We start from the raw sequence: 18,384 nt of genomic DNA, 5'->3' as shown, positions 1-18,384 counted from the left end.
CGAATCGCGTCGCGCCGGCCGGCGTTATCAGGGGCGCCAGTCGACGAAATTCCGGTACAGGCGCAGGCCATGCTCGGCGCTTTTTTCTGGGTGGAACTGCACCGCGAAAATGTTAGCCGCCGCCACCGCGCAGGTAAAGGAACCGCCGTAATCGGTTTCCCCAACGGTGAGAGAAGGGTCCGCCGGTACGGCGTAATAACTATGAACGAAATAAAAATGGGTGCCGTTCGGAATCCCTGCCCAGATAGGATGAGAGCGCGTCTGGCGCACTTTGTTCCAGCCCATGTGCGGCACTTTCAGCCGTTCGTCGACGGTGGCATCGACGACGGGGTCTTCGTAGGCGCCGATCGGCGACGCGTACTGCGGGCCGCTGAACCGATGCACGACGCCGGGAAAGATGCCCAGGCAGATGGTCGGGCCTTCTTCGCTGGTATCGAACAGCATCTGTTCACCCACGCATACGCCCAGCAGCGGCTTGTTGCGCGCCGCGCGCACGACGGCTTCGCGCAGGCCCGATTCGTTCAGGGTGCGCATGCAGTCGGGCATGGCGCCCTGGCCGGGAAAAACGACGCGGTCCGCCGCGTCTATGTCCGCCACGGTATTGGAAATACGGATGTCGGCATCCGGGGCGGCGGCGGCCAGTGCCCGCGCCACGGAGTGGAAATTGCCCATGCCGTAGTCGACGATAGCGATGGAAGTCACGAGATTCTGCCTGCGGATTCGTAGAGTCGCGGGATTACAGCACGCCCTTGGTGGACGGGACCACGCCCTGGCTGCGCGGGTCGCGCTCCATCGCCATGCGCAGGGCCCGGCCACAGGCCTTGAACACTGTTTCGCATTGATGGTGGGCATTCTTGCCGCGCAGGTTGTCGATATGCAGCGTGATCAGGGCGTGATTGACCAGGCCCTGGAAGAATTCGCGCGTCAGGTCGACGTCGAATTCGCCGATGCGGGCGCGGGTGAACGGCACATTGAATTCCAGGCCCGGCCGGCCGGAGAAATCCACGACCACGCGCGACAGCGCTTCGTCCAGCGGCACGTAGGCATGGCCGTAGCGCAGGATGCCTTTTTTGTCGCCGATCGCGGCGGCGATGGCTTGTCCCAGCGTAATGCCAACGTCTTCCACCGTATGGTGCGCATCGATGTGCAGGTCGCCTTCGGCCTTGATGTCCAGGTCGATCAGGCCGTGGCGGGCGATCTGGTCCAGCATGTGGTCCAGGAAGGGGACGCCGGTATCGATGGTCTGGCGGCCGGTGCCGTCCAGGTTGACCGCCACACGGATACGGGTTTCGTTGGTGTTGCGGGTGATGTCTGCGGTACGCATGGTGGTCGGTTTTCGCGTCGTGCCTGGCGGGTAGGGCGTGGGTGCGCCGCGGTAGCTGTGTGGATCGTGGAAAAGGCGGGATGTCAGGGCAGATGTCGGGGCAAATCGGGCAAGTCAGGCAAGTATGTCGCGCAGCGCCGCCATCAGGGCGGCGTGCTCTTCGGGCGTGCCCAGCGAAATCCGCAGGCAATCGGCCAATGCCGGGTCGCCGCCGCTGAAGTCGCGAACCCGTATTCTGCGCGTTTTCAAGGCTTGATGCACGGCGTTGGCGCCCATCTTGCCGGAAAAGCGCGCCAGAAGAAAGTTGGCGGAGGACGGATATACGGTCACGCCGGGCAGGCTGGAAAGATCCCGGGCCAGTCCGTCGCGCGAGGCCCGCAGCCGGGCCGCCTGCTCATCCAGCACCGCTTTGTGGCGCAGCACCGCCAGCATGACCGCTTCGGTCAGTATGTCGATGTTGTACGGCGGCCGTAGCTTGTCGATTTCCGCGATCCACGGCGCCGGGCCGGCCAGGTAGCCGAAGCGCAGGCCGGCCAGGCCGATCTTGGAGACGGTGCGCAGGACCACGGCATTGGCCAGCGTGGCGGCGCGCGGCATCCAGGTGCCGTCGGCGAAAGGCTGGTAGGCCTCGTCGATGACCACCAGCCCCGGCGCGGCGGCCAGGATGGCGTCGATGGCTTCGTCGGACCAGCGGCCCCCCGTGGGATTGTTGGGGACGGCCAGGAAGACGACCTTGGGCTGATGCGTCCGGATGGCCGCCAGCATGGCCGGCAGGTCCAGCTCGAAAGCCGGCGTCAGCGGTACGCCGACGAAGCGGGCGTGGTGAAAGCGCGCCGACAGTTCGAACATGACGAAGGACGGTACCGGCGACAGCACGGCATCGCCGGGGACGCAGCACGCCTGCACGATCAGGCTGATCAGTTCGTCGGACCCGTTGCCGAATAGCAGCGCGGCGTCTTCCGGCACACCGAAGGCGGCGCGCACGGCGGCCTCCAGCGCAGCGTGGCGCGCGGCCGGGTAGCGGTTCAGCGCGGTGGCGCGGGCGGCGGCGGCAATGGCGTCGCGGACCTCGTCGGGCAGCCCGTAGGGATTTTCCATCGCGTCCAGCTTGATGCCGTTGTCGGCAGGGCCGACGGCATAGGCGGACAGGGCCTGGATATCGGGCCGGACCGTCGCCGCTGCCCGCTGGGCGGCGTTCATGCCTGGTCGAGCCGGTATTCGGCGCTGGCGGCGTGGGCCTGCAGGCCTTCGCCGTAGGCCAGGTCCGCGGCGATCCGGCCCAGGGTCTGGGCGCCCTGCCGCGATACCTGGATCAGGCTGGAGCGCTTCTGGAAGTCGTAGACGCCCAGCGGCGAGGAAAAGCGCGCCGTGCGCGAGGTGGGCAGCACGTGGTTGGGGCCGGCGCAATAGTCGCCCAGCGATTCGGACGCGTAGCGGCCCATGAAGATGGCGCCGGCATGGCGGATCCGCTCCACCCACTTTTCCGGGTTTTCCGTGGAGATTTCCAGGTGCTCGGGAGCGATGTCATTGGCGATGTCGCAGGCTTCCTCCAGGCTGCGCACCTGGATCAGCGCGCCGCGCTTGCCCAGGCTTTCGCGCAGGATGGCGGCGCGCGGCATGGCGGGCAGCTGGCGGTCGATGGACGCGGCGACTTCGTCCAGGTAGGCCGCATCCGGGCACAGCAGGATGGCCTGGGCAAGCTCGTCGTGCTCGGCCTGGGAAAACAGGTCCATGGCGATCCAGTCGGCCGGGGTGCGGCCGTCGCAGATGACCAGGATTTCGCTGGGGCCGGCGATCATGTCGATGCCGACCGTGCCGAATACGCGGCGCTTGGCCGCGGCGACATAGGCGTTGCCCGGGCCGACGATCTTGTCCACGGCGGGAATGGTGGCGGTGCCGTAGGCCAGGGCGCCTACCGCCTGCGCGCCGCCGATGGCGAAGGCGCGATCGACGCCCGCGATGGCGGCGGCGGCCAGTACCATGGGGTTGCGCAAGCCGTCCGGCGTGGGCGTGACCATGATCAGTTCCGGCACGCCGGCGACCTTGGCCGGGATGGCGTTCATCAGCACCGACGACGGGTAGGCGGCCTTGCCGCCCGGGACGTAAAGCCCGACGCGGTCCAGCGGCGTGATCTTCTGGCCCAGCATCGTGCCGTCGGCTTCGGTGTAGGTCCAGGTCTGGCCGCGTTGCCGTTCGTGGTACGCGCGCACCCGCTGGGCGGCGGCTTCCAGCGCCTGACGTTGCGCGGCCGGCAGCGATTGCAGGGCGGCTTCCCAGCTGTCGCGGGGAATTTCCAGGGCGGCGACCCCGCCGGCCTCGACCCGATCGAAGCGGCGCGTGTATTCCAGCAGCGCGGCATCGCCCCGGTGTCGCACGTCCGCCAGGATGTCGGCCGCGGCGCGGTCGATGGATTCGTCCTGCGAGGCTTCGAAAGCCAGCAGCGTAGACAGGGCGGACGCGAAATCGGGATCGCGGGAGTCGAGGCGATTGATGGTGGTCATGGAATACCCCCTTCGGGGTGGATGGGCCCGGTGAAGCGCGTGGGCCGTGGAATCAAGGGCGCGGGCGACGCGGGCGCGTATCAGGCGCCTATCATGCCATACGCGGCGCGCTGGCCCGCTCGAAAGCATCCAGCAACGGTTGCAGGCGCGCACCGCGCGTTTTCAACGCCGCCTGGTTGACGACCAGGCGCGAGGAAATCGGCATGATGTCCTCCACGGCCACCAGGTTGTTGGCGCGCAGCGTGCCGCCGGACGAGACCAGGTCGACGATGGCGTCGGCCAGGCCGACCAGCGGCGCCAGCTCCATCGAGCCGTACAGCTTGATCAGGTCCACGTACACGCCCTTGGCGGCAAAGTGTTCGCGCGCGGCTTGCACGTACTTGGTCGCCACGCGCAGGCGCGCACCCTGCCGCACCGCGCTCTGGTAGTCGAAGCCGGCGGGCACCGCGACGCACAGCCGGCATTTGGCGATGTTCAGGTCGATGGGCTGGTAGATGCCGCCGGGATGGGCCGCGGCGTGCTCGATCAGCACGTCCTTGCCGGCGATCCCCAGATCCGCCGCGCCGTATTGCACATAGGTGGGCACGTCGGAGGCGCGCACGATGATCAGGCGCAAGCCGGGATCGCTGGTCGGGATGATCAGCTTGCGGGAATGCTCGGGATTTTCCGCCACTTCGATGCCGGCTTCGGCCAGCAGGGGCAGGGTTTCTTCGAAGATGCGGCCCTTGGACAGCGCCAGCGTGAGCGGCGCGGAATCGGCGGGCAGGCGGGTATCTGGCTGGTTCATTGCGGGTCCTCAGGCTGACGCGGTCCGGCCTGGCGAGGCTTCTTTCGATTCGGGTTGTGCGCGGCCCGGCACGCGTTCTATCCGGGCGCCCAGTACGCGCAGCTTGCGTTCCATCTGCTGGTAGCCGCGATCCAGATGATAGATGCGGTCGACCAGGGTTTCGCCGTCGGCGACCAGGCCGCCGATGACCAGGCTCGCCGACGCGCGCAGATCGGTGGCCATGACGGCGGCGCCGGACAGGCGCCGCACGCCCCGCACCACCGCGGTGTGGCCGTCGATATCGATGTCCGCGCCCATGCGGATCAGTTCCTGCACGTGCATGTAGCGGTTCTCGAAGATGTTTTCGACGATGACGCCGGTGCCTTCGGCCACCGTGTCCAGCACCATGAACTGCGCTTGCATATCGGTGGGGAAGCCGGGATATTCATGCGTGCGCACGCTGACGGCCTTGGCGCGGCCTTGCATCGACGCGCGTATCCAGTCCGGGCCGCTTTCCAGCGACAGGCCGGCTTCGGCCAGCTTGTCCAGGATGGCGCCCATGTGCGATGCGTCGGTGTGGCGCAGGGTGATGTCGCCGCCGGTGGCCGCGACGGCGCACAGGAAGGTGCCGGCTTCGATGCGGTCCGGGATGACGCTGTGCGAGGCGCCGTGCAGGCGCTCGACGCCGTCGATGACGATGCGGTCCGTGCCGTGCCCCTGGATGCGCGCGCCCATCTTGATCAGCAGCTCGGCCAGGTCGACGACTTCCGGTTCGCGGGCGGCGTTTTCCAGCACCGTGCGGCCTTCCGCCAGAGTGGCGGCCATCAGCAGGTTTTCCGTGCCGGTGACGGTGACCATGTCGGTGCGGACGGATGCGCCTTTCAGCCGCTTGGCGCGCGCGACCACGAAGCCGTGTTCCAGCTTGATGTCGGCGCCCAGCGCCGCCAGTCCCTTGATGTGCTGGTCCACCGGCCGCTGGCCGATGGAGCAGCCGCCCGGCAGGCTGACGCGCGCTTCGCCGAAACGGGCCAGCAGCGGTCCCAGCACCAGGATCGAGGCGCGCATGGTCTTGACCAGTTCGTATGGCGCTTCCAGCTTGTCGACCTGGTCGGCCTGCACGGTGACGATGCCATCGGACTGGCGTTCGGCGCGCGCGCCGACCTGGCCCAGCAGGCGCAGCATGGTGGAGATGTCGTTCAGTTCCGGGACGTTGCGCAGCGTGAGCGCGTCGGCCGTCAGCAGGCCGGCGCACAGGATGGGCAGGGCCGCGTTCTTGGCGCCGGACACGGCGACCTCGCCACGCAGGGGCGCGCCGCCGGTGATGCGTAGCTTGTCCATTACTGCGCCGCCTTGTATTCCGCGGGCGTCAGCGTGCGCATGGACAGTGCATGGATTTCGGCCTTCATGCGGTCGCCCAGCGCGGCATAGACCAGCTGATGGCGGGCGATGGGCCGCTTGCCTTCGAAGGCGTCGCTGACGATGACCGCGTCGAAATGCGATCCATCGCCCTGCACTTCGATGTGTTCACAGGGCAGTCCGTCGGCGATGTATTGGCGAACCTGTTCAGGCGTCGGTAGCATAATCGTCAGCATTCCATTAAATTTTATCCGGGATGCCGCGGATCCGGCTCTGCCGGTCCGCTGGCATCGCCCCCTTGAGGGGGAAGCGCGTAGCGCTTCGGGGGTGGGTCTGGTCTTCAATTCCGTAGTTTGTAGCCGCTGGCCAGCAGGCGGATCGCGTAGCTCGCAAGGGCCAGGAATACGCAGCTGACCACCGCCAGGCTGCGCCAGGGCGACACGTCGGACACCGAGAAGAAGCCGTAGCGGAAGCCGTCGATGGTATAGAAGATGGGATTCCAGTGCGATACGCCCTGCCAGAACGGCGGTAGGGTGTGGATCGAATAGAACACGCCCGACAGGAAGGTCGCCGGCATGATCAGGAAGTTCTGGAACGCCGCCAGCTGGTCGAATTTCTCCGAAAACAGGCCGGCGATCACGCCCAGGCTGCCCATGATCCCGCAGGCCAGTACCGCGAAGACCAGCACCCACAGCGGGTGCGTCGGCGTCAGCGGGATGAAGCACAGCGCCACCAGCCATACGCACAGGCCGACGGCGATACCGCGCGCAATCGCCGCGATCACGTAGGCGAAGTAGATGTCCCGGTGCGAGAGCGGCGGCAACAGGATAAAGACCAGATTGCCGGTAATGCGGCTCTGGATCAGCGACGATGACGGGTTGGCGAAGGCATTCTGCAGCATGCTCATCATCATCAGGCCGGGGATCAGGAAGGATGTGTACGGCACGGTGCCGTACACATGCACGCGGTCCTGCAGCACTTGGGCGAACACCAGCAGATAAAGCAGCGCCGTGATGACCGGTGCCGCGATGGTCTGGAAGCTGACTTTCCAGAAGCGCAGGAGCTCCTTGCGCAGCAGCGTGGGAAAGCCGGAACCGGCCGCCACGTCGGCGTCCAGCATGGGCGAGCCGATGGAACCCAGCGGGGCGGGCGCGTTCACGATACGACCTCCGTCAGCTGCGCATCGTCTTCGCTGTGCATGATGCGTACGAAGGCGTCTTCCAGGTCCACGCCGCCCACCCGCGCCAGCAGCGCCGGCGTCGTATCCAGCGCGACGATGCGGCCCGCCTTCAGCATGGCGATGCGGCCGCACAGGGCCTCGGCTTCTTCCAGGTAATGGGTGGTCAGCATGATGGTGTGCCCGGCCTTGTTCAGGCGCGAGATGAATTCCCACAGCGTGCGGCGCAGATCCACGTCAACGCCGGCGGTCGGTTCGTCCAGCACGATGACCGGCGGCCGGTGCACCAGCGCCTGCGCGACCAGCACGCGCCGCTTCATCCCGCCGGACAGGGCGCGCATATTGGCGTCGGCCTTGTCGGTCAGCCCCAGATTGAAGAGGATCTCGTCTATCCAGTCATCGTTGCGGCGCAGGCCGAAATAGCCGGACTGGTTGCGCAGCGTTTCGCGGACGGTAAAGAAAGGGTCGTAGACGAGTTCCTGCGGCACCACGCCCAGCGCGCGCCGCGCCTGCCGGTAGTCGGTCTGCACGTCGTGGCCGCACACGCTGGCGCTGCCCGAGTTGGGCTTGACCAGACCGGCCAATACGGAGATCAGCGTCGTCTTGCCCGCGCCGTTGGGGCCCAGCAGGCCGAAGAACTCGCCCGGCTGGATGTCCAGGCTGACGTTCTTCAGTGCCTGGAAGCCCGGCGCCGCGGGGCGGCCCAGCCATTTCTTCCAGGCCGGCTGGCGCGGGGCGTAGGTTTTGGAGACATTCTGGAGACGGACGGCGGACATGATGCGGGGAACAGCCCGGAAAGAGCCAATCCGCCATTATAAGACCGCGCCCGGGTTTTCCCTGGGCATGGCCCCGGACCGCGCAGGGTCGTCCAGGATCCGGCGCTGCCGCCTTATTGCGCGTTGCGCTGGTTCAGCGCCTTGATCAGCCCCTCGATACCGTTCTGGTTGATTTCCTGCGCGAACTGGTTGCGATAGTTCTGGATCAGCCAGATGCCTTCGACGTTCAGGTCGTAGATCTTCCAGCCGTTCGGCGTCTGCTCCAAACGGTAATCCACGCCCACCGATTGGCCGTTCGACTGGTTGATCGTGCTGCGAACCACGGCGTCGGTGCCGTCGATATTGGAGCCGGTCACCTTGATGTTGGTTCCGTTGTCCACGCGCGACAGCGCGCCGCTGTAGGTGCGGACCAGCGTGCCCTTGAAGGCGTCCGCCAGCGCGGTGCGCTGCTGCGGCGTGGCCTGGCGCCAGTAGCGGCCGGCCGCCAGGCGCGTGGTCTTTTCGAAATCCACGTAGGGCAGGATGTACTGATTGACGACCTCATTGACCCGGCGCAGGTCACCGTTCTTGACGCCGCCGTCGGTTTTCAGCACCTGCAGCGTCTGGTTGGCGGTTTCCTGTACGAGTTTTTCGGGCGGGTCCTGTGGATTGGGCGCCGCGTGGACCTGCCAGGCCAGGGCCAGGCCAACCAGACCCGTCAGGCCGGTCAGGCAAAGGCGTTGCAACAGGGAAAGGGGATAAAACCGCATGCTTGCTCCTTCAGAGTTCGGGTAAGGAAGGCAGGGAACGCGCCGCGGGCGCGGGCCTGTCGGCCCTGCCTGTCCGGCGCACGTCCGCGCCCTTCTTTATTGGCGCTTGGGCGCCGTGGCTGGGGCCTTGGCCGGGACGGCCGTGCCGGTCGGCGCCACGGTGCCGCCGCCCGCACCGCCTATGCCCGGCGCGGCGGGGGCCGGCGCGGCGCCCGTGCCAGCGCCGCTGCCCGACGTGGTGTCGTCATCGCCCTCGTCGTCATAGTTGGGCAGACTGCTGTCCGCCTTGCGGCCGAGCACCATGGCGGCGCGCCGCTGCAGGTAGGCATCGCGCACGAAGCTGTAGGGATCCAGCGCCACGCGGTCCACCGTATCGGTCGCGTCCAGCAGGCTGGCGCGGCGGTCGACCGCCCACAGGCCATATAGCGAATTCCGCACGGGTACGTTGTCGATGGCGCCGACGCTGGTCCACTGATTGCCGACGAAATCGCCGGCCAGGCCCGCCGTATCGCGTATCGTGCTGGAGCCCCAGAACGGCAGCACCACATAGGGACCCTGGCCCACACCCCACACGCCCAGCGTGGTGCCGAAGTCGTTCGGAATGCGCTTGGCGCCGTTGGCGGTCGCGACGTCGAAGCAGCCGCCCACGCCCATGGTGGTGTTGAACAGGAAGCGGCCGAAGGTGTTGATGGCGTCGGTGCCGCGGCCCTGCAGCATGCTGTTGGCGGCCGCCCAGATGTCGGCGAAGTTATTGAAGACGTTGTGGATGCAGCTTTGCACCGGCTGCGGCGTCACCGTCGTATAGCCCACGGCGATGGGGCGCAGCACGGCGCGGTCGACCTTGTCGTTGAAGGTATAGACGCCCCGGTTGAAGCCTTCCCACGGATCGCGCGGATCCGGGTTCTGCACGGTGGCGCAGCCGGCCAGGCCGACGCCCGCGGCGGCCATGGCGAAAATGCGGGTCAGGGTGTTCTTTTTCATTTGATTCGTCTTTTTTGCGGTGACAGCCAGTCGGCCGATCGCGTCCATTTCTGTCGCGCCTTCCCCTCTTCCCCTGGGCGCGGCTTTCACGTTCGCATCGGTGCAAGGATGCTGGATCAATGGGATTGCGGCTGCGCCGGCGGCGCGGACGCCCCGCCAGCGGGGGCGGATCCTTGCTTTTCCGCCGTGCCGTAAAGGAATTGGCTGATCAGATTTTCCAGAACGACCGCGCTCTGGGTATAACGGATTTTGTCGCCGTTCGCAAAGTCGGCGTCGTCGCCGCCCGCCGTCAGCCCGATGTATTGCTCGCCCAGCAGGCCCGCGGTCAGGATGGCCGCCGATGAGTCCTTGGGGAATTTGAAATCCGAGTCCATGCTCAGGGTGACGACCGCCTGGAAGCTCTTGTCGTCGAAGCGGATGCGGCTGACGCGGCCAACCACCACGCCGGCGCTCTTGACCGCGGCGCGCTCCTTCAAGCCGCCGATATTGTCGAACTGCGCCGTCAGGTCATAGGTGGGCGCGAAGGAAAAGGCGCTGAGATTGCCGGCGCGCAGCGCCAGGAACACCAGGGCGGCGGCGCCGAGCAGCACGAACAGGCCTACCCAGAAATCGGTTTTTTGACGTGACATGAGAAATCCGTATCAGTTGCCAAACATCAAGGCGGTAAGCAGGAAGTCCAGCGCCAGCACCGCCAGCGAACCCACCACCACCGTGCGGGTGGTGGCGCGGGCCACGCCTTCCGGCGTCGGCCTTGCCTGCCATCCTTCGTAGAGTGCCACCAGCGTGACGGCCACGCCGAATACGATGCTTTTCAGCACCCCGTTCGCGACATCGTCCCATACGTCGACGCCGCCCTGCATCTGCGACCAGAAAGCGCCCGCATCGACGCCTATCATCACTACCCCGACCAGCCAGCCGCCCATGATGCCTACCATCGAGAACACGGCGGCCAGGATGGGCATGGCGATGATGCCGCCCCACAGGCGCGGCGCCAGTACCCGGCGCATGGGGTCGACGGCCATGACCTCCATCGCGGCCAACTGCTCGCCGGCCTTCATCAGGCCGATTTCCGCCGTCAGGGAGGTGCCGGCGCGGCCGGCGAACAGCAGCGCGGTCACGACCGGGCCCAGTTCACGGACCAGCGACAAGGCGACCAGCAGGCCCAGCGATTCTTCCGAGCCGTAGCGGCGCAGGGTGTAGTAGCCCTGCAGGCCCAGCACGAAGCCGACGAACATGCCGGACACCGCGATGATGACCAGCGAATAATTGCCGATGAAATGGACCTGCTGCGACACCAGGCGCGGGCGGCGCAGGACGATGCCGCTCTTGGCGAGCAGCGTGCCGAAAAACCGGGTGAAATAGCCAATGCCGCCGATCAGGTCGATGACCCAGCCGCCCAGGCGGCCGACCGGACCGGCGGAACCGGCGCTGGATTCGCTCATGGCTTGCGTCCTTCTTGTCGGGCGAGCCAGCGGTCGAAGGCCGGCGTATCGGGATAATGAAAGGCCACGGGGCCGTCCGGCTCGCCGTGCAGGAATTGCCGTACGTAGGGATCGGTGGAGGCCGACAGCGCATCGGGCTTGCCGGCCGCCACCAGGCGGCCTTGTCCGACCAGGTAGACCTGGTCGGCGATAGAGAAGGATTCCTGCACGTCGTGCGTGATCAGCACGGATGCGCATTTCAGGCGGTCGGACAGGTCGCGGATCAGGCGCGCCGTGATGCCCATGGAAATCGGGTCGAGCCCGGCGAAGGGCTCGTCGTACAGGATCAGTTCAGGTTCGAGCACTATCGCTCGCGCCAGCGCGACGCGGCGCGCCATGCCGCCGGAGATTTCCGATACCTTCAGGTGTGCGGCGGCGCGCAGGCCGACGGCGTGGAGTTTGTCCAGTACGCGTTCGAGGATCTGCGCTTCGCTGCAATCCGTATGCTCGCGCAGCGGGAAGGCGACGTTTTCGAAGACGTCCAGGTCGGTGAACAGCGCACCCTGCTGGAACAGCACGCCCATGCGCTTGCGCAGGCCTTCCAGTTCCGCGGGCGATACCTGGCTCATGTCGCGGCCGAAGACCTGCACGGTGCCGGCGCGGGCCAGCAGCTGGCCGGTGGCGGCGCGCAGCATGGTGGTCTTGCCGGAGCCGGATCCGCCCATGACCGCGACCACCTGCCCGGCCGCCACGGTCATGGAAATGCCCTGCAATACCGTGAAGTCCCCATATCCAAGGGAAACGTCGGCGAACTGCAGGGCGGAGCCGCGGCGGGTATCTGGGTCGGTCGGCATACGGTGGCAGGTTGGGAGAGGACGGTCCGTCCCCGCAAGCCGTGCATTGTAGCGTGCCGCTACTGGTGCTTTCCCTGGTGCGCCGTGTGGTTTTGCTGATCCTTGGCTTTAGCGCAGGGCGACCAGGAAAACCAGGGCGCCGCCGCCCAGCAGCAGGAAGGGGCTGACCCGCGTGCGCAGCAGTAGCAGGGTCGAAGCGATGGCGACAGCCCAGGCCCAGGCGCCGCCTTCCGCCGCGCGCAGGATAGTGCAGGAGGCCGCCAGGATCATGCCGGCCGCCACCGGCGCCAGGCCGGCTTCGATGGCGCGGATCCAGATGCGGCCGTTGTAGCGCTGCCACACCCGGGCCAGCGCATAGATCAGCACGGTGCTGGGCACGAAGATGGCGAAGGACGCCACCAGCGCGCCCAGGATGCCCTGGACCTGCCACCCTACCAGGGTGACCAGCAGCGAGCCCGGTCCGGGCGTGATGCGCGACAGCGCGAACAGGTCCAGGAACTGGGCGTCGTTCATCCAGCTGTAGGCCTGCACCGCCTGGCGGTGGATGTCGGCCACCACGCTTTGTCCGCCGCCCACGGTCAGGAAAGACAGCGGGGCGAACACCGTGAACAGGTCCCACAGCGCGGCGCCGCCCGTCATGATCCTTCCCCGGCCCGGCGCAGCCTCAGGTAGGCCAGCAGGATGGACAGCGGCGCCATTACGCCGACCACCCACAGCAGCGGCAATCCGGCCAGGAATACCGCGCCGAAGACCGCGACCATGATCAGGATGGGAATTGCGCCCGTGGCGGCGCGATAGGCCGCGCGCAAGCCCATCTGCAGGGACAGGCCGACCGCCGCGGCGGCGATGCCGGCCAGCACTACATGCACGGTAGGAGAATGGGACAGCTCGGCGAACAACGCGGCCAGGATGATGGCCAATGTCATCGGCGGGACGATCATGCCCAGCGCCGCCAGGCAGGCGCCGCGGCCGCCGCGCAGGCGAAAGCCTATCCATATCGACAGGTTCACCACGTTGACGCCCGGAAACGCCTGGGCCAGTGCCAGGCCGCTCAGGAATTCGGTTTCCGTAAGCCAGCGCCGCGCCTGGACGAATTCGCGCAGCATCCAGCCGCTCAGCCCGCCGCCGAAGCTGGTCAGGCCGATTTTGGCGAAAGCCGTGAAAATTTCGCCCAGGGTCGGCGCCTGGACTGGCGCGGCGACGTCGGAAGTTGCGGCGGACGGACGCACGATGATGCGGTCGATGAAGAATGAGCCGCAATCTTACCCGCGGCCAGTTGTCTTCCGACTTAACGGCATGCCCGCGCGAAAATAAATCGCGGCCTTTCCATGCGGGACATATGCGTCGCCACAATCGGCCGCGCCTGGCCAGGCGCGGCCGGGGAGGCGCGGCCGGCGAGGTCTAGAACCGGTAGCCGAAGCCGATCGTCGCGACCCAGGGATTGATGCGCGCGGTGCCGATCCGCTCGCCATCCAGCTTCACCTTGGACGAAATATCGATGTAGCGGATGTCGGCGTTCATGAACCAGCGCTCGCTGATCTTCACATCCATGCCCAGCTGCGCCGCCACGCCCCAGGAATCCTGCAGCTTCAGATCCGACCCGCTGATCGCGCCTTCGCTCTTCGTATCGAAGAAGTGGGTGTAATTGACGCCGACGCCGACATAAGGCTGCACCGTGCTGTCGGGCAGGAAGTGCCATTGCAGGCTCAAGGTGGGCGGCAATTGCTTGGTCGAGCCGATCTTGCCCAGCCCGCCGCTGCCGCGGATGTCGTGCTCGAAGGGCCAGGCGCCGAGCAGTTCGACGCCGATGTTGCGCGTGGCCATGTAGGTCAGGGTGAAGCTGGGGCGCACGCTATTGCTGACGTCCAGATCGACACCGCCGTTCAGGACACTGCCGTTATCGGACTTGGGGCGTACCTGCGTCGCACCGACCTTGAACAGCACATCGCCGGCTTCGTGCGCGTACGTGGGCAGGGCGTAGGCGGCGGCAAGCAGGGCGGCAAGGACAGCGGCGCGCGAGTGCGCGATGAGGGGGGACATGATGGCTCTCCATGTGTGTCATTTGGTGAGCCGTCAGGTTCGCCGAGTGCTACCTCCCCTGGTTTGATCTGCGTCAACGGGCGGATGGGCAAGGCGGCGCCGTCGTTACGGCGCCACATATTCCGCGCGGCTTGCTCAATCGGAGGCCAGCCTGGACTCCCACGCCTTTGCATTTTGGGCGCGGGCCAGCGCCAACGCTCGTCGCAGGATTGCCGACTTTTGCGCCCGTGGCCTGGGCTTATCCGCAAATGTCAGGGACTTGATCCTTAGGAGTTCGGCGGCGTTCCAGAGTTGTCCCGCGGCGGCATCAGCCGCCAGCCTGGTATCGATAAGCCTGGCGGCCTCCTGGGTATCCCCCTGTTCGATCATCGCGTTGGCGTAGTCGCACAAGAACACCGAATAAGCCGGGTCGAACCCACACGCCTGCAGCGTCTCCAGCGCTGATCGAAGCTCCAGGGCGGAGACGGCATGGGGATCCTGGAAGACTTGCGCCCAAAGCGCGAAAGCCGAACCATAGAGTCCCCAGAACGCCAGGCCATGGTTTCCCGCCAGCTGATTGAGCTGCTTCGATACGCGGGCGACTTCTTCGACGTCTCCAGAAAGTGCCGCCAAGGTGCAGCTGCCTTCCGCCAGCGCACAGCACAGGGTGCAGGCGTGGTCCAGTGCCATGGCCTCATCGATCGCTATCTGCCCAGCCCGGCGAGCCTTGGTCGTATTCCCCGTCAGCCACAGGATACGGGCAAGAAACGCCCAGCCTGCCACACGCTGGTCCAATCCGAACCTGAAATGGGAACCATGGCGTTCGTCGCGCGCATAGCCGTCGAGCATGGATTCGATTTCAGCCAAGGCTTCGGTGTGATTGCCAAGGAAATGCCGGGCGGTCCCGGTCAGGCGGCGTGCTGTCAGAAGGGCGGCATGGTCGCGATGTTCCAGGGCCACGGCCGCCATGTTTTCACCGTGTTCGAGGGCCCGGGCGTAGCGGCCGCTGCGAAGATGAAACAGCCATAAGCCGTAGTGGGCTTGCAGTTGCGTTTCGATGTCGTCCAATTGCAGCGCGAGATCGGCGGCTCGGGTCCAGGCCTGCCCGTTGGCCGGAACCGGGCCGCGCGACCAGGTCAACGAGGTGGCCAGCGCTGCCTGGAGCATCATCTCCCGGTTCGCCCCGATGGAAGGCACCGGCGCTTCTTCCAGCACGTTCGTAATCCTCTGGCGGCACTCGTCGTGCAGCGACAGCTGTATCCAGAATGGCGCGGAGTCGGCGAGGATACGCAGCCCCCGGTCGCGACGCCGGTCATCCGCGAACGACCAGGCAAGGGCCGACCTGATGTCGTCGATGTGGTGCTCGTATTGCCGACGCCATTGCGTCGTCGGCAAGGACATCCAATCCCGGCGGGCTTGCGCAACCAATTGCTCGACATGGCGCGCATGCTTTTCCGCCATGGCGGCCGCGCGGTCGGCAAGCTGCTCCAAGGCGTATGCCCTAAGCATGGCCAAATAGCGATAGCGAACCGGCTGGGTGCCGGTCTGCAAGGTGATCAGTGACTTTTCAACGAGACTGCTGAGCACATCGACCAGCCTGGGTGAACCTTCCGGCTTCGCGCAGACGATGTCTTCGGCCGCCGTAAGGGTGAAATCGCCGGGGAAAATAGCCAGTTCCTGGAATACCGTTTGTTCCACCGGATCAAGTAGCCGGTAGCTCCATGTCAGGGCATCTCCCAGCGTGCGGTGGCGGCCCGCGCTCCGATGTTTTTGCGCTGTCAGCAATCCGGCTGAACGGGCCAGATCCTCGGTGACCGCCGCAAGGCCCAGCGATGGCACGCGAGCCGCGGCGATTTCCAACGCCAATGGCACCCCGTCCAGGGCCCGGCATAACGCCGTCACCTGCCCGACATTGTTTTCGGTGAGCGCGAAGTGATAGTCCGCGGAAATGATGCGGCGGACAAACAGTTCAACCGCGCTGTAGTCTCTTGCATCCTGTGCGCTGATGGAATGCGGCGGCAGGGCGAGAGGGCGAAGCCGGTAGGCCTGCTCGCCATCCAGCCCCAAACGGGCCTGGCTGGTGAGCAGCACGGTCAGCCGGGAATCACATTGCAAAAGCCGCTCGATGACTGCCGCGCAGGCTGACGCGAGGTGTTCGCAGTTGTCGACCACCAGCAACGCTCTTTCCGGGTGAGACGCCGACCGTGTGTCCGTCCCGACCAGCCCCGCCAGCGCGCTGGAAATAGCGGGAGATACCGAAGCAGCGCTGCCTACCTGGGACAAGTCGACGAAGTAGACGCCATCGGGAAAGCCGGCGCTCGATTCGGACGCGGCTTCTATCGCCAAGCGGGTCTTGCCTATTCCGGCAGGACCTATGAGCGTGCACAGCGTCTGCGTAGCCAACAGCCGGTTCAATTCCAGCAGCTCGTCGATGCGGCCGATCAAGGGAGACCGGGGCCGCGGCAGGTCGACCCGTGCCTGATGCTCGCCTATCGACGCCGTCGCGGCACGGTGAGACCGCACCGAGCCGGTAAACCGATAACCGCGCCCGAACTCCGTTGCAATAAGGTCGCGGTCCTCGCCCAGTACCCGGCGCAGTGACGATACCTGCGCCTGCAAGCTGTTTTCCTCGATGACGCCCCGCGGCCATATGCGGGAAAGCAGGGCATCCTTGGATACCAGCTGGCCGGGTGTTCCTAGGAGTTGGGCCAGCACGTCCAGCGCGCGTTCTCCCACGTCCAGCCGTACGCCGTCTTTTAGCAGCAGCCGCAGATGCGGGAACAGTTGGTAGCGGCCGAAAGCCACCATATCGTCGTCGCGCGCGCCAGGACTGTGCGTCGGCGTTTCATGGCGTGTGTTCGTGCTGGCAGGCATGTCGTCACATCGCAGGGTTACCCGAGTCCATATGAATTTCAGATGTCTGAAATTCTAGACCAAGGACTTGCCGCCGGCGGTGCGTCACCATGGCGGCTCCTTTACTTTCTTTCGAACCTGGCCATGTCGCAAAAAACGGCGGGCAGCGCGGCGCGAACGCGGTCTGCTGCCTTGGAGGAACCCGCATCGGCACATCGGCTCGACGCCGCACTGCTGGCGGTGATGGCGGTGACCTGCGGTATCTTCGCGGCGAATATCTATTTCTGCCAGCCTATCCTGCAGCTGTTGCAGCAGGCATTCCCGCATGCCCTCGATCTTGTGAACCTGGTCCCGACGGCGACGCAGCTGGGTTTTGCGTGCGGCTTGTTTTTTCTGGTCCCTTTGGGAGACAGGATCGATCGGCGAACATTGATCCTCTGGCAGGGGGCGGTGCTGATCGTGGCCTTGGTATTCCTGGCCACCGCCCCGAACGCCTGGTCGCTCGTGATCGCGTCGGCGGTAGTGGGCGTTTCGGGATCGGTTTCCCAGCAGATCGTACCGTTCGCGGCAGCGCTGGCCGCCCCCGGCCGCCGTGGCCAGGTGGTCGGCATCGTGATGAGCGGTGTGCTTTGCGGGATGCTGCTGGGCAGGGCTTTCGGCGGTTTCGCCGGCGATCATTGGGGCTGGCGTGCGACATTCTGGCTGGGTGCGTCGGCGACCGCCATCGCCTGGGTGTTGCTGCTGGCCAGGCTGCCGCACAGCGAACCCCTGACCAACCATGGCTACTTCCGTCTCATGAAGTCGCTCGTCGGATTGTGGCGGGAAGAGCCTTTATTGCGCCGCGCGACGTTCATCCAGGCCGCGTTGTTCGGGGCCTTTAGCGGGCTATGGACGATCCTCGCATTGCGGCTGCACCAGGCCTTTGGCCTGGGCGCCGATGTGGCGGGCCTCATGGGCGTCGTTGGCGCGGCCGGTATCCTGATTGCCCCGCTCGCCGGCCGCGTGGCCGACCGTCGCGGACCCCATGCCGTTATCGGGCTTGGGTGCCTGCTTATGCTTCTGTCCTATCTGGTGCTCGGATTCTGGGGCGGTCTCGTTGGCGTGATCGCCGGCATCATCCTGTTGGATTTCGGCGAGCAGTCCGCGCTCATTTCCAACCAGCATGTGATGTACGCGCTTCGTCCGGAGGCCAGAAGCCGGCTGAATACCTTGTTCATGACCGGCATGTTCGTCGGTGGCGCGGCCGGTTCCTGGGGCGCAAGCATCAGTTGGCGATTGGGCGGCTGGTCTGCCGCGTGCCTGTTCGGCGGCGCATTGGCGATGCTAGGCCTTGTCGTGCACTGCTTGGGGAAGCGTGCGGAGTGGTAACGATGCTCGTGGATATTCTGCAAGGAGACCGTATGTATAAGCGGATCGCGATATTCTCGCTGGTGTTTTTCGCGACGGCTGCGCAAGCTCTAAGCCCGAGTGGTGGGGTGGTCACCCCCCAGGCGTGGAGTAATTGGATGCAGGAATCCGGGAAGAGAATCGGTGGAGAGTCGGGGTTCCGATGCCCCGACGCGCAAGTCATGGTTGCTCGTGAACATCAGGGCGATGAGAACGGCNAC

At 66.0% G+C, this 18,384-nt stretch carries 20 protein-coding genes; 2 read left to right on the top strand and 18 right to left on the bottom strand.

Translation table 11 applies throughout. The features are described from left to right. Positions 1-27: 27 nt before the first annotated feature. The 18 genes from hisH to ACNA0R_RS15535 form a co-directional block, all read right to left on the bottom strand. Positions 28-702 (bottom strand): imidazole glycerol phosphate synthase subunit HisH, encoded by a 675-nt coding sequence (gene hisH / locus ACNA0R_RS15620; protein WP_415826938.1) that lies wholly within the window; start codon positions 700-702, stop codon positions 28-30. 34 nt (positions 703-736) lie between these two features. Then, positions 737-1,324, bottom strand: coding sequence for an imidazoleglycerol-phosphate dehydratase HisB (gene hisB / locus ACNA0R_RS15615; RefSeq protein WP_415826937.1), 588 nt, complete (start codon positions 1,322-1,324; stop codon positions 737-739). A 114-nt stretch (positions 1,325-1,438) separates the two neighbouring features. Further along, positions 1,439-2,524 carry a histidinol-phosphate transaminase gene (gene hisC / locus ACNA0R_RS15610; RefSeq protein WP_415826936.1) on the bottom strand — a complete coding sequence of 362 codons (1,086 nt, stop codon included), beginning with the start codon at positions 2,522-2,524 and terminating at the stop codon, positions 1,439-1,441. Next, entirely contained in the window at positions 2,521-3,825 is a 1,305-nt protein-coding gene (hisD, locus tag ACNA0R_RS15605) for a histidinol dehydrogenase (protein ID WP_415826935.1), read from the bottom strand. The genes hisC and hisD overlap by 4 nt, the downstream gene beginning before the upstream one ends. A 91-nt stretch (positions 3,826-3,916) precedes the next feature. Beyond that, entirely contained in the window at positions 3,917-4,612 is a 696-nt protein-coding gene (gene hisG / locus ACNA0R_RS15600) for an ATP phosphoribosyltransferase (RefSeq protein WP_415826934.1), read from the bottom strand. Between the two features lie 9 nt (positions 4,613-4,621). Next, positions 4,622-5,929 (bottom strand): UDP-N-acetylglucosamine 1-carboxyvinyltransferase, encoded by a 1,308-nt coding sequence (gene murA, locus ACNA0R_RS15595; protein ID WP_415826933.1) that lies wholly within the window; start codon positions 5,927-5,929, stop codon positions 4,622-4,624. Beyond that, positions 5,929-6,171, bottom strand: coding sequence for a BolA family protein (locus ACNA0R_RS15590; RefSeq protein WP_415826932.1), 243 nt, complete (start codon positions 6,169-6,171; stop codon positions 5,929-5,931). Before ACNA0R_RS15590 ends, murA begins: the two co-directional genes overlap by 1 nt. 116 nt (positions 6,172-6,287) lie before the next feature. Further along, positions 6,288-7,067: an ABC transporter permease gene (locus tag ACNA0R_RS15585; RefSeq protein ID WP_415827056.1), complete on the bottom strand. Its 780-nt coding sequence runs from the start codon at positions 7,065-7,067 to the stop codon at positions 6,288-6,290. Positions 7,068-7,102: 35 nt separating this feature from the next. Further along, positions 7,103-7,900 (bottom strand): ABC transporter ATP-binding protein, encoded by a 798-nt coding sequence (locus ACNA0R_RS15580; protein WP_415826931.1) that lies wholly within the window; start codon positions 7,898-7,900, stop codon positions 7,103-7,105. 113 nt (positions 7,901-8,013) lie between these two features. After that, the gene (locus ACNA0R_RS15575; protein ID WP_415826930.1) at positions 8,014-8,649 is read right to left on the bottom strand and encodes an MlaC/ttg2D family ABC transporter substrate-binding protein; all 636 of its coding nucleotides are present in this window, start codon (positions 8,647-8,649) and stop codon (positions 8,014-8,016) included. 96 nt (positions 8,650-8,745) lie between these two features. Next, entirely contained in the window at positions 8,746-9,630 is an 885-nt protein-coding gene (locus ACNA0R_RS15570) for an MlaA family lipoprotein (protein WP_415826929.1), read from the bottom strand. Between the two features lie 116 nt (positions 9,631-9,746). Then, positions 9,747-10,259 (bottom strand): outer membrane lipid asymmetry maintenance protein MlaD, encoded by a 513-nt coding sequence (mlaD, locus tag ACNA0R_RS15565; protein ID WP_415826928.1) that lies wholly within the window; start codon positions 10,257-10,259, stop codon positions 9,747-9,749. Positions 10,260-10,271: 12 nt separating this feature from the next. Next, on the bottom strand, positions 10,272-11,072 hold the full coding sequence (gene mlaE, locus ACNA0R_RS15560; protein ID WP_415826927.1) for a lipid asymmetry maintenance ABC transporter permease subunit MlaE: 801 nt from the start codon (positions 11,070-11,072) through the stop codon (positions 10,272-10,274). Then, on the bottom strand, positions 11,069-11,905 hold the full coding sequence (locus tag ACNA0R_RS15555; protein WP_415826926.1) for an ABC transporter ATP-binding protein: 837 nt from the start codon (positions 11,903-11,905) through the stop codon (positions 11,069-11,071). Before ACNA0R_RS15555 ends, mlaE begins: the two co-directional genes overlap by 4 nt. A gap of 108 nt (positions 11,906-12,013) precedes the next feature. Continuing rightward, positions 12,014-12,544 carry a chromate transporter gene (locus ACNA0R_RS15550; RefSeq protein WP_415826925.1) on the bottom strand — a complete coding sequence of 177 codons (531 nt, stop codon included), beginning with the start codon at positions 12,542-12,544 and terminating at the stop codon, positions 12,014-12,016. Beyond that, entirely contained in the window at positions 12,541-13,134 is a 594-nt protein-coding gene (locus tag ACNA0R_RS15545) for a chromate transporter (protein ID WP_415826924.1), read from the bottom strand. Before ACNA0R_RS15545 ends, ACNA0R_RS15550 begins: the two co-directional genes overlap by 4 nt. A gap of 172 nt (positions 13,135-13,306) precedes the next feature. Then, entirely contained in the window at positions 13,307-13,945 is a 639-nt protein-coding gene (locus ACNA0R_RS15540) for an OmpW/AlkL family protein (RefSeq protein WP_415826923.1), read from the bottom strand. 135 nt (positions 13,946-14,080) lie between these two features. Continuing rightward, entirely contained in the window at positions 14,081-16,798 is a 2,718-nt protein-coding gene (locus ACNA0R_RS15535) for an ATP-binding protein (protein WP_415826922.1), read from the bottom strand. A gap of 42 nt (positions 16,799-16,840) precedes the next feature. On the opposite strand from ACNA0R_RS15535, the gene ACNA0R_RS15530 reads away from it, so the two are divergent. Both ACNA0R_RS15530 and ACNA0R_RS15525 read left to right on the top strand, forming a co-directional pair. Further along, a complete protein-coding gene (locus ACNA0R_RS15530; RefSeq protein WP_415826921.1) occupies positions 16,841-18,145 on the top strand; it encodes an MFS transporter in 1,305 nt (434 codons plus the stop codon). Positions 18,146-18,147: 2 nt separating this feature from the next. Continuing rightward, the coding region (locus tag ACNA0R_RS15525) for a hypothetical protein (protein WP_415826920.1) at positions 18,148-18,384 on the top strand (237 nt) is incomplete at its 3' end.

Origin of the sequence: Bordetella sputigena (genome assembly GCF_965137885.1) — a bacterium.
Lineage (GTDB): Bacteria > Pseudomonadota > Gammaproteobacteria > Burkholderiales > Burkholderiaceae_B > Bordetella_C > Bordetella_C sputigena.
Note: the sequence above shows the minus strand (reverse complement) of the source record. Positions and strands in the feature narration are given on the sequence as shown.

Bases quoted from the DNA above. Each gene is read 5' to 3' on its own strand.
- hisB (WP_415826937.1), bottom strand. From the start codon at position 1,324: ATGCGTACCGCAGACATCACCCGCAACACCAACGAAACCCGTATCCGT.
- hisC (WP_415826936.1), bottom strand. From the start codon at position 2,524: ATGAACGCCGCCCAGCGGGCAGCGGCGACGGTCCGGCCCGATATCCAG.
- hisD (WP_415826935.1), bottom strand. From the start codon at position 3,825: ATGACCACCATCAATCGCCTCGACTCCCGCGATCCCGATTTCGCGTCC.
- hisG (WP_415826934.1), bottom strand. From the start codon at position 4,612: ATGAACCAGCCAGATACCCGCCTGCCCGCCGATTCCGCGCCGCTCACG.
- murA (WP_415826933.1), bottom strand. From the start codon at position 5,929: ATGGACAAGCTACGCATCACCGGCGGCGCGCCCCTGCGTGGCGAGGTC.
- ACNA0R_RS15590 (WP_415826932.1), bottom strand. From the start codon at position 6,171: ATGCTACCGACGCCTGAACAGGTTCGCCAATACATCGCCGACGGACTG.
- ACNA0R_RS15585 (WP_415827056.1), bottom strand. From the start codon at position 7,067: ATGCTGGACGCCGACGTGGCGGCCGGTTCCGGCTTTCCCACGCTGCTG.
- ACNA0R_RS15580 (WP_415826931.1), bottom strand. From the start codon at position 7,900: ATGTCCGCCGTCCGTCTCCAGAATGTCTCCAAAACCTACGCCCCGCGC.
- ACNA0R_RS15575 (WP_415826930.1), bottom strand. From the start codon at position 8,649: ATGCGGTTTTATCCCCTTTCCCTGTTGCAACGCCTTTGCCTGACCGGC.
- ACNA0R_RS15570 (WP_415826929.1), bottom strand. From the start codon at position 9,630: ATGAAAAAGAACACCCTGACCCGCATTTTCGCCATGGCCGCCGCGGGC.
- mlaD (WP_415826928.1), bottom strand. From the start codon at position 10,259: ATGTCACGTCAAAAAACCGATTTCTGGGTAGGCCTGTTCGTGCTGCTC.
- mlaE (WP_415826927.1), bottom strand. From the start codon at position 11,072: ATGAGCGAATCCAGCGCCGGTTCCGCCGGTCCGGTCGGCCGCCTGGGC.
- ACNA0R_RS15555 (WP_415826926.1), bottom strand. From the start codon at position 11,905: ATGCCGACCGACCCAGATACCCGCCGCGGCTCCGCCCTGCAGTTCGCC.
- ACNA0R_RS15550 (WP_415826925.1), bottom strand. From the start codon at position 12,544: ATGACGGGCGGCGCCGCGCTGTGGGACCTGTTCACGGTGTTCGCCCCG.
- ACNA0R_RS15540 (WP_415826923.1), bottom strand. From the start codon at position 13,945: ATGTCCCCCCTCATCGCGCACTCGCGCGCCGCTGTCCTTGCCGCCCTG.
- ACNA0R_RS15535 (WP_415826922.1), bottom strand. From the start codon at position 16,798: ATGCCTGCCAGCACGAACACACGCCATGAAACGCCGACGCACAGTCCT.
- ACNA0R_RS15530 (WP_415826921.1), top strand. From the start codon at position 16,841: ATGTCTGAAATTCTAGACCAAGGACTTGCCGCCGGCGGTGCGTCACCA.